The 6,144-nt window shown below is 63.1% G+C and carries 6 protein-coding genes; all 6 read right to left on the bottom strand.

Translation table 11 applies throughout. The features are described from left to right. Window positions 1–724: 724 nt before the first annotated feature. Genes AC1DLT_RS29740 through AC1DLT_RS29715 form a run of 6 tightly spaced genes read right to left on the bottom strand, consistent with a single transcriptional unit; the run spans window position 725 to window position 6,092 of the window. Window positions 725–1,783 (bottom strand): dienelactone hydrolase family protein, encoded by a 1,059-nt coding sequence (locus AC1DLT_RS29740; protein WP_477489114.1) that lies wholly within the window; start codon window positions 1,781–1,783, stop codon window positions 725–727. After that, window positions 1,780–2,514, bottom strand: a complete 735-nt coding sequence (locus tag AC1DLT_RS29735) for a FadR/GntR family transcriptional regulator (protein ID WP_247135386.1) — start codon at window positions 2,512–2,514, stop codon at window positions 1,780–1,782. Before AC1DLT_RS29735 ends, AC1DLT_RS29740 begins: the two co-directional genes overlap by 4 nt. Window positions 2,515–2,545: 31 nt before the next feature. Continuing rightward, complete coding sequence (locus tag AC1DLT_RS29730; RefSeq protein ID WP_247135387.1) at window positions 2,546–3,304, bottom strand: ABC transporter ATP-binding protein; 759 nt, start codon at window positions 3,302–3,304, stop codon at window positions 2,546–2,548. Then, the gene (locus AC1DLT_RS29725) at window positions 3,301–4,158 is read right to left on the bottom strand and encodes an ABC transporter ATP-binding protein (RefSeq protein ID WP_477489113.1); all 858 of its coding nucleotides are present in this window, start codon (window positions 4,156–4,158) and stop codon (window positions 3,301–3,303) included. The genes AC1DLT_RS29730 and AC1DLT_RS29725 overlap by 4 nt, the downstream gene beginning before the upstream one ends. Before the next feature lie 10 nt (window positions 4,159–4,168). Next, window positions 4,169–5,053, bottom strand: coding sequence for an ABC transporter permease (locus AC1DLT_RS29720; RefSeq protein WP_477489116.1), 885 nt, complete (start codon window positions 5,051–5,053; stop codon window positions 4,169–4,171). Between the two features lie 22 nt (window positions 5,054–5,075). Then, window positions 5,076–6,092: an ABC transporter permease gene (locus tag AC1DLT_RS29715; RefSeq protein WP_477489112.1), complete on the bottom strand. Its 1,017-nt coding sequence runs from the start codon at window positions 6,090–6,092 to the stop codon at window positions 5,076–5,078. Window positions 6,093–6,144: the final 52 nt, after the last annotated feature.

The raw sequence follows: 6,144 nt of genomic DNA, 5'->3' as shown, positions 1-6,144 counted from the left end.
CGCGTGGCCTTCGGCGTCTTGTCGGGGCTTCCGGCCCCTACAGGTGATCATCTCGCCTCGCTGCGTGGCTTTATTCGCGCCCATCCTTTCGGGACAGGCCTGCCACTTGCACGGCTCAACCGAACCGGACATGGCTGTCCGGGGGAGGCTTGATAGGCGGCTTGATCCGAAGACCTTGCCGCCATGGCTTTCACCTCTTCCACCATCGCCGCACGTTACGGTTCCGATGAAAGCGCCGGCTCCCGCCTGCCCGCGAACGTCTCGCGAAACACTCCGGCGACGGAAGCGGGGGGATTGTAGGCGTGGGTTCAAAGGGCGGGGATGATGATGCGGTTAAGTCATTGGAGATGCTGGAAGGCGGCGATGAATTATCCACGGGCGAAAGCCAGAAGTAATCGGAGGCGTGCCTCGTCATACCCCCCTCTGTCCTGCCGGACATCTCCCCCTCAAGGGGGGAGATCGAAGGAGGCGTCCTCAGTTGTCCCTCTCTGATTTGTGCGGCGACAGGAAGCTGGCAGGGAGTGGAATTCGGCAAGCTCAAGGTTTTTTGACTGGATAGGACCTTGCTTCTGGCCGATCTCCCCCCTTGAGGGGGAGATGCCCGGCAGGGCAGAGGGGGGTGCCTCGCGGCATTCTCGCGGCCATTCAGGAAGCCTTTAGAAGGAAGCAGGCCTCGGCCAGATCCAAGCCCGCATTTCGCGCAGGACCTGCCTTCCAACCCACCTCACATCACCCGATCGAGCCAGTCCATCGCATGGTCCTGCTGGTCAACCGGGAATGCATGAGCAGCACCCGGCCAAAGCCGCGTTTCGAGGCACCGTTCCGCGTCCGCGGCCGCCCAGATCGCATGAAGTTGCTCCTGCGCCGCCAAGGCGGCAGGCACCGGAAAATGCCGGTCTTCGGCGCCGCTGAAGATCAGTGCAGGTTTCGGCGCGGCGAGCCCTGCAAAATGCGGATAATCGATCTTTCCCGCGATCGGCGGATGCAGCATGGAAAAGGCCGACTGGCCGCGAAGCTGGTTGTTGCCCGGCTGCATGAGGCCCTGCAGCGTCCCCATCCAGCCGCCGGCGACGCAGGCCCTGGCGTCGTCCGAAAGTGCGGCAGCCTGCCAGGCGCGCGAGCCGCCCATCGAATAACCGAAGCTCGCCAAACGGTTTCCATCGACGCCGGGCAGCGCTCGAAGCCATGTCATGGCCTCGAGGTCTTCGAGCAGGATGACGGAGGCGTAGGAAACGCCGAACTGCATGAGATTGGCCGCCAGCGCCTGCTGCGCTTCGTAACCATTGCCTTTCCGGCTGCCCCAGCCGAGCGCGTCGGCGCAAAGCACGGTGTAACCGCGCCGGGCGAGTTCATTACCGACATGCCGGCCGCCATAAAGTTTCGCCGCCCATAGATCCGCATCCGCTGCGACTTCGCAAGCTTCGCCGGAGCGGCGGATCATCTTCTCCTTGCCGATCGAGAAGAACGAGCCGTGGTCGTGCAGCAGCAGCACGGCAGGCGTAACGTCATTCGTACCGGGGCGAAGGAGATAGGCTCTCGTCGTTTCGCCGTTCGAAAAGCCAAGTTCGAGCTCTTGGGCCCTGCAGCCGTCTTCAGCCCACTCTGTGACGACCGACGCGCTTGCGGGCGCGATCCGCCCGATGCCGAGTGCGTGGCGCACCTTGTTCCGTGTGCGGTCCTGCCAGTCCGGAAAGCTTTCCACAGCCGGTTGGAAATTCCAGTCGAACGAGAGGTTGTCGCGCAGCCTCGCCGCGAGGCTGGACATGTTCTCGCTGTCGATCATTGCTGTTGCCGCAGCCGTTCGAGCATCCGGTCGCGGCTGTCGCCCAGGTGCTTGCGCATCGCCCCCCGCGCGCCTTCCACGTCGCGGGCTTCGATCGCCTTGAGGATGGCACGGTGTTCTTCATTGACGCGCGCCAGATGCACGGAGAGGCTCGCGTCATCGACCGCATGGGTCGAGAGCCGCATGCGCGGCATCAGGGTCTCGCCGAGATAGTTGAAGATACGGAAAAAATGTTCGTTGTGGCTGGCGGTGGCAACCGAGCGGTGAAAATCGAAATCCGCCTGCGTGTCCCGGCTTGCACGGCGAACGGCGACATCCATGGCCTTGCAGGCCGCGGTCATTGCCTGGATATCCGCCTGGGTCCGCCGGTCGGCGGCAAGCGCTGCCGCTTCGGATTCGATGCCGATGCGCAGTTCGAGCCCCTTCACCAGGTTTTCGACCAGCATCAGGTTTTCATCGCCGAGGCGGAAAGGCGTCACACCCGCGTCCTGGCGAACGAAGACGCCGATCCCATGATGGATCGAGACGAGGCCGCTTGCCCGAAGATTGGCGATCGCCTCCCGGACGACCGTCCGGCTGACGCCCAGTTCATCGATCAGCGCCTTTTCCGTCGGAAGCTTCGAGCCGCGCGGATAGTCCCCAAGCTTGATACGCTCGGCGATCGTGCGCACGACCTGCGAACTCAGGGTCTCCCTGCGGCGCCAGGTAGAGGATGGGGCTTCGGCTGTCATCGGGCACTCCATGGCGTCTCAGACGTGAAACTCAGACAGCGTGGTCGTATTCGAGGCTCGCCTGGATCAGTTCCCGGGCATAGGGATCCTGGGCCTGGCCTGTCGCCAGCACGTCTCGGCTCATCACCTCGACCACGCGACCATGCTGCATGACCGCCAGCCGCTCGCACATATGATCGATCACCGCAAGATCATGGGAAACGAAGAGATAGGTCAAGTTGCGTTTTGCACGCAGATCGGCGAGCAGATTGAGCACTTCCGCCTGCACCGAGACGTCGAGCGCCGAGGTCGGCTCATCGAGAAGCAGGATGCGCGGTTCGAGAATGAGTGCGCGGGCGATCGCCACGCGCTGGCGCTGGCCGCCGGAAAGCTCGTGCGGATAACGCGACAGGAAGGCCGGATCGAGGCCGACATCGATCAGAGCCCGCTCCATGCGTTCGACCTGGCGGTCCATGCGATGGATGCGGAGCGGCTCCTGAAGCGCCGTGCGGATCGACTGGCGCGGATGGAGCGAACCGTAGGGATCCTGGAACACCATCTGGACCGTGCGGCAATATTCGACGAAGGGCATGTCGTTGACCGACCGTCCCTCGAGCTGGATATCGCCCTCCCAGACGTTCAGGAGACGGGCGATGCAGCGCAGGATGGTCGATTTGCCGGAACCGGACTCGCCGACGAGCCCGAAGGATTCGCCGGCCTCGACCGAAAAGCAGACGTCGCCGAGAATGCGCTTCTTTGCGAGACCATAGCCGAGATCGATCGAGAGATTGCGGACGTCGATGGCGGTCATGCGCGCACCTCTTTGGTCTCCTGGGAGATGATTTCACGGTTGAGGACCGGAAGCGGCTTCCGGCTGCCGCCGATATGCGGCTGTGCGGCAAGCAAGCCTTGGGTGTAGGGATGCGTGCAGTTGCGCATATCCCGCGCCGCTCGCTCCTCGACCACCTCGCCATGGCGCATGACCAGGACGCGGTCGCAGAAATTGCGCACCAGATTGAGGTCGTGGCTGATCATGATCAGCCCGAGACCCTTGTTGGTTACCAGTTCGTTCAGGATGTTGAGGACCTGCATGCGCACCGTGACATCAAGCGCGGAGGTGGGCTCGTCGGCGATGATGATCTGCGGCTCGGGGATCAGCATCATGGCGATCATGATGCGCTGGCCCATGCCGCCTGAGACTTCATGTGGATAAAGGCCGAACACCCGTTCCGGATCGCGGATCTTCACCGCTTCCAGCATTTCCAGCGTCTTCTGCTTCGCCGCCTGGACCGATGCCCTGCTGTGGACGCGGTAGGCCTCGGCGATCTGGTCGCCGACGCGGTGCACCGGGTTGAGCGAGAATTTCGGATCCTGGAGGATCATCGAGATGCGTCGGCCGCGGATCGTCAGCATCTGTTTTTCGCTGGCCGAGATGAGGTCGGTGCCGCAGAAATCCATGCGGTCGGCCTCGATCTTCGCGGTCGGCAGCAGCTTCAGCAGCGCCCGGCCGATCGTCGACTTGCCGGAGCCGGATTCGCCGACGATGCCAAGCCGCTCGCGGCCGAGATCGAAGGAGACGCCCTTGACGACGGTGTTGTAGGCCTTGCCAGCGCGATAGCTGACGCGGAGATTTTCGACCTTCAGGAGTGCTTGGCTGTTGTCCATGGGGAAAATCCTAACGCTGTTTCGGATCCAGCGCGTCGCGCAGGCCGTCGCCGAGAAGGTTGAAGGCAAGGCTGACAAGCAGGATGGTGCCGCCCGGGAAGGCGACCAGCCACCAGTTGTCCAGCATGTAGCGCCGGCCGGTGGCGATCATCGCCCCCCATTCGGGCAGCGGCGGCTGCGCGCCGAGGCCGAGGAAACCGAGGCCGGCCGCGGTCAGGATGACGGTCGCCATCGAAAGCGTGATGCGCACCAGAACCGAAGGCAGGCACATCGGCATGATCGACTTGATGATGATGCGCAGTGACGACGCGCCCTGCATGCGCGAGGCCGAGATATAATCGGCGCCGCGGAAGGTCAGGGTTTCGGCGCGTGCAAGGCGGGCGATCGGCGGCCAGGTGGTGAGCCCGATGGCGATGATCGCATTTTCGAGGCCGGCGCCGAGGGCTGCCACGAAGGCAAGCGACAGGATGAGGCTCGGGAAGGACAGGAAGATATCGGTGATACGCATCATGATCGTGTCGTACCAGCCCCCGAAATAACCGGCCGTCGTGCCGACCAGCAGCCCGATCGGGCCGACGATCACCGACACGATGGTGATGATCGTCAGGCTGATGCGCGTGCCGTAGATGATGCGGCTCATGATGTCGCGGCCGAGCTCGTCGGTCCCGAACCAGTGCTCGGCGCTCGGCGGCTTCAGCGTGTTGCCGAGATCGATGACATTCGGGTCATAGGGGGCGATCAGCGGCGCGACGATCGCCGTCAGGACCAGGATGGTGATGACCACGAGGCCGAAGCCCGAAGACGGGTTGCCGAGAAGCTCGCGGATGACGGCGAGCAGCCGGCGGAAGGCCGAATTTGGGTTTGAGCGAGTACCGTTCATGGCCACGTCCTGCATGTCGAGAGATTGAGCTGCCATGTCACCGCGTCCTCGGATCGAAGATCTTGTAAAGCGCGTCGGAAAGCAGGTTGAGCGCAATGAAGATGATGCCGACCAGCAGCACGCAGGTCATCACCGCGTTCATGTCGCCGATCAGCATGTTATTGGTGATATATTGACCGAAGCCCGGCCAGGAGAACACGGTCTCGATGAGGACGGCGCCCTCCAGTAGGCTGCCATAGGCGAGCGCCACGATCGTCACCAGCTGCACCCGGATATTCGCGAACGCGTGGTGCCAGATGGTACGGCCCTTCGACAGCCCCTTCACCCGCGCCGTGGTCACGTATTCCTGGTTCAGCTGGTCCAGCATGAAACTGCGGGTCATGCGGGTGATATAGGCCATCGACGAATAACCGAGGATGCTCGCCGGCAGCAGCAGATGGTTGACGGCATCCCGGAAGACCTCCCAGTCGCCGGCGAGGATCGCATCGATCAGCAGGAAGCCGGTCGTTTCCGGCACGAGGCCGATGTAATAATCCGACAGACGGCCGCCGCCGCCGACCAGATCCAGCGCCGCATAAAAGATGATCAGTCCGATCATGCCGGTCCAGAAGATCGGCATGGAATGGCCGATCAGGGTGAGGAAGCGGATGATGTGGTCGACCGGCCGGTTGCGGCGCACGGCGGCGAGAATGCCGAGCGGAATGCCGAGGCCCGCCCCGACGATGATCGCGAAGGTCGCAAGCTCGATCGTCGCCGGCATGACATGCAGGATATCGTTGATGACCGGCTGCCCTGTCCGGATCGACGTCCCGAAATCGCCATGAGCCAAATCGTTCACGTACCGGAAGAACTGCTGATAGAGAGGAAGGTTGGCACCGATCCGTTCCGCGACCGTATTGTATGTGGCCTGGTCGGCCTCTTCGCCGACAATGGCGCGGACCGGATCGACCGGCATCAGCCGTCCGATGCAGAAGGTCAGGATCAGCAATCCGAGAAGGGTTGCCAATATGGTGCCGGCCTGCCGCGTGAAAGCGGTGAGACGCTCGTTGTTCATGGGGCTTCCTCAACATCGATCCGGACGCCGCGGCGCTGCCGGGCCACAAGGC

It is taken from the genome of Neorhizobium sp. 05N33, assembly GCF_056397445.1.
This window is presented reverse-complemented; position numbering and strand designations above follow the sequence as displayed.

What these genes read in the sequence shown, in the direction of transcription:
- AC1DLT_RS29740 (WP_477489114.1), bottom strand. Translation starts at nt 1,783, where the DNA reads ATGATCGACAGCGAGAACATGTCCAGCCTCGCGGCGAGGCTGCGCGAC.
- AC1DLT_RS29735 (WP_247135386.1), bottom strand. Translation starts at nt 2,514, where the DNA reads ATGACAGCCGAAGCCCCATCCTCTACCTGGCGCCGCAGGGAGACCCTG.
- AC1DLT_RS29730 (WP_247135387.1), bottom strand. Translation starts at nt 3,304, where the DNA reads ATGACCGCCATCGACGTCCGCAATCTCTCGATCGATCTCGGCTATGGT.
- AC1DLT_RS29725 (WP_477489113.1), bottom strand. Translation starts at nt 4,158, where the DNA reads ATGGACAACAGCCAAGCACTCCTGAAGGTCGAAAATCTCCGCGTCAGC.
- AC1DLT_RS29720 (WP_477489116.1), bottom strand. Translation starts at nt 5,053, where the DNA reads ATGCAGGACGTGGCCATGAACGGTACTCGCTCAAACCCAAATTCGGCC.
- AC1DLT_RS29715 (WP_477489112.1), bottom strand. Translation starts at nt 6,092, where the DNA reads ATGAACAACGAGCGTCTCACCGCTTTCACGCGGCAGGCCGGCACCATA.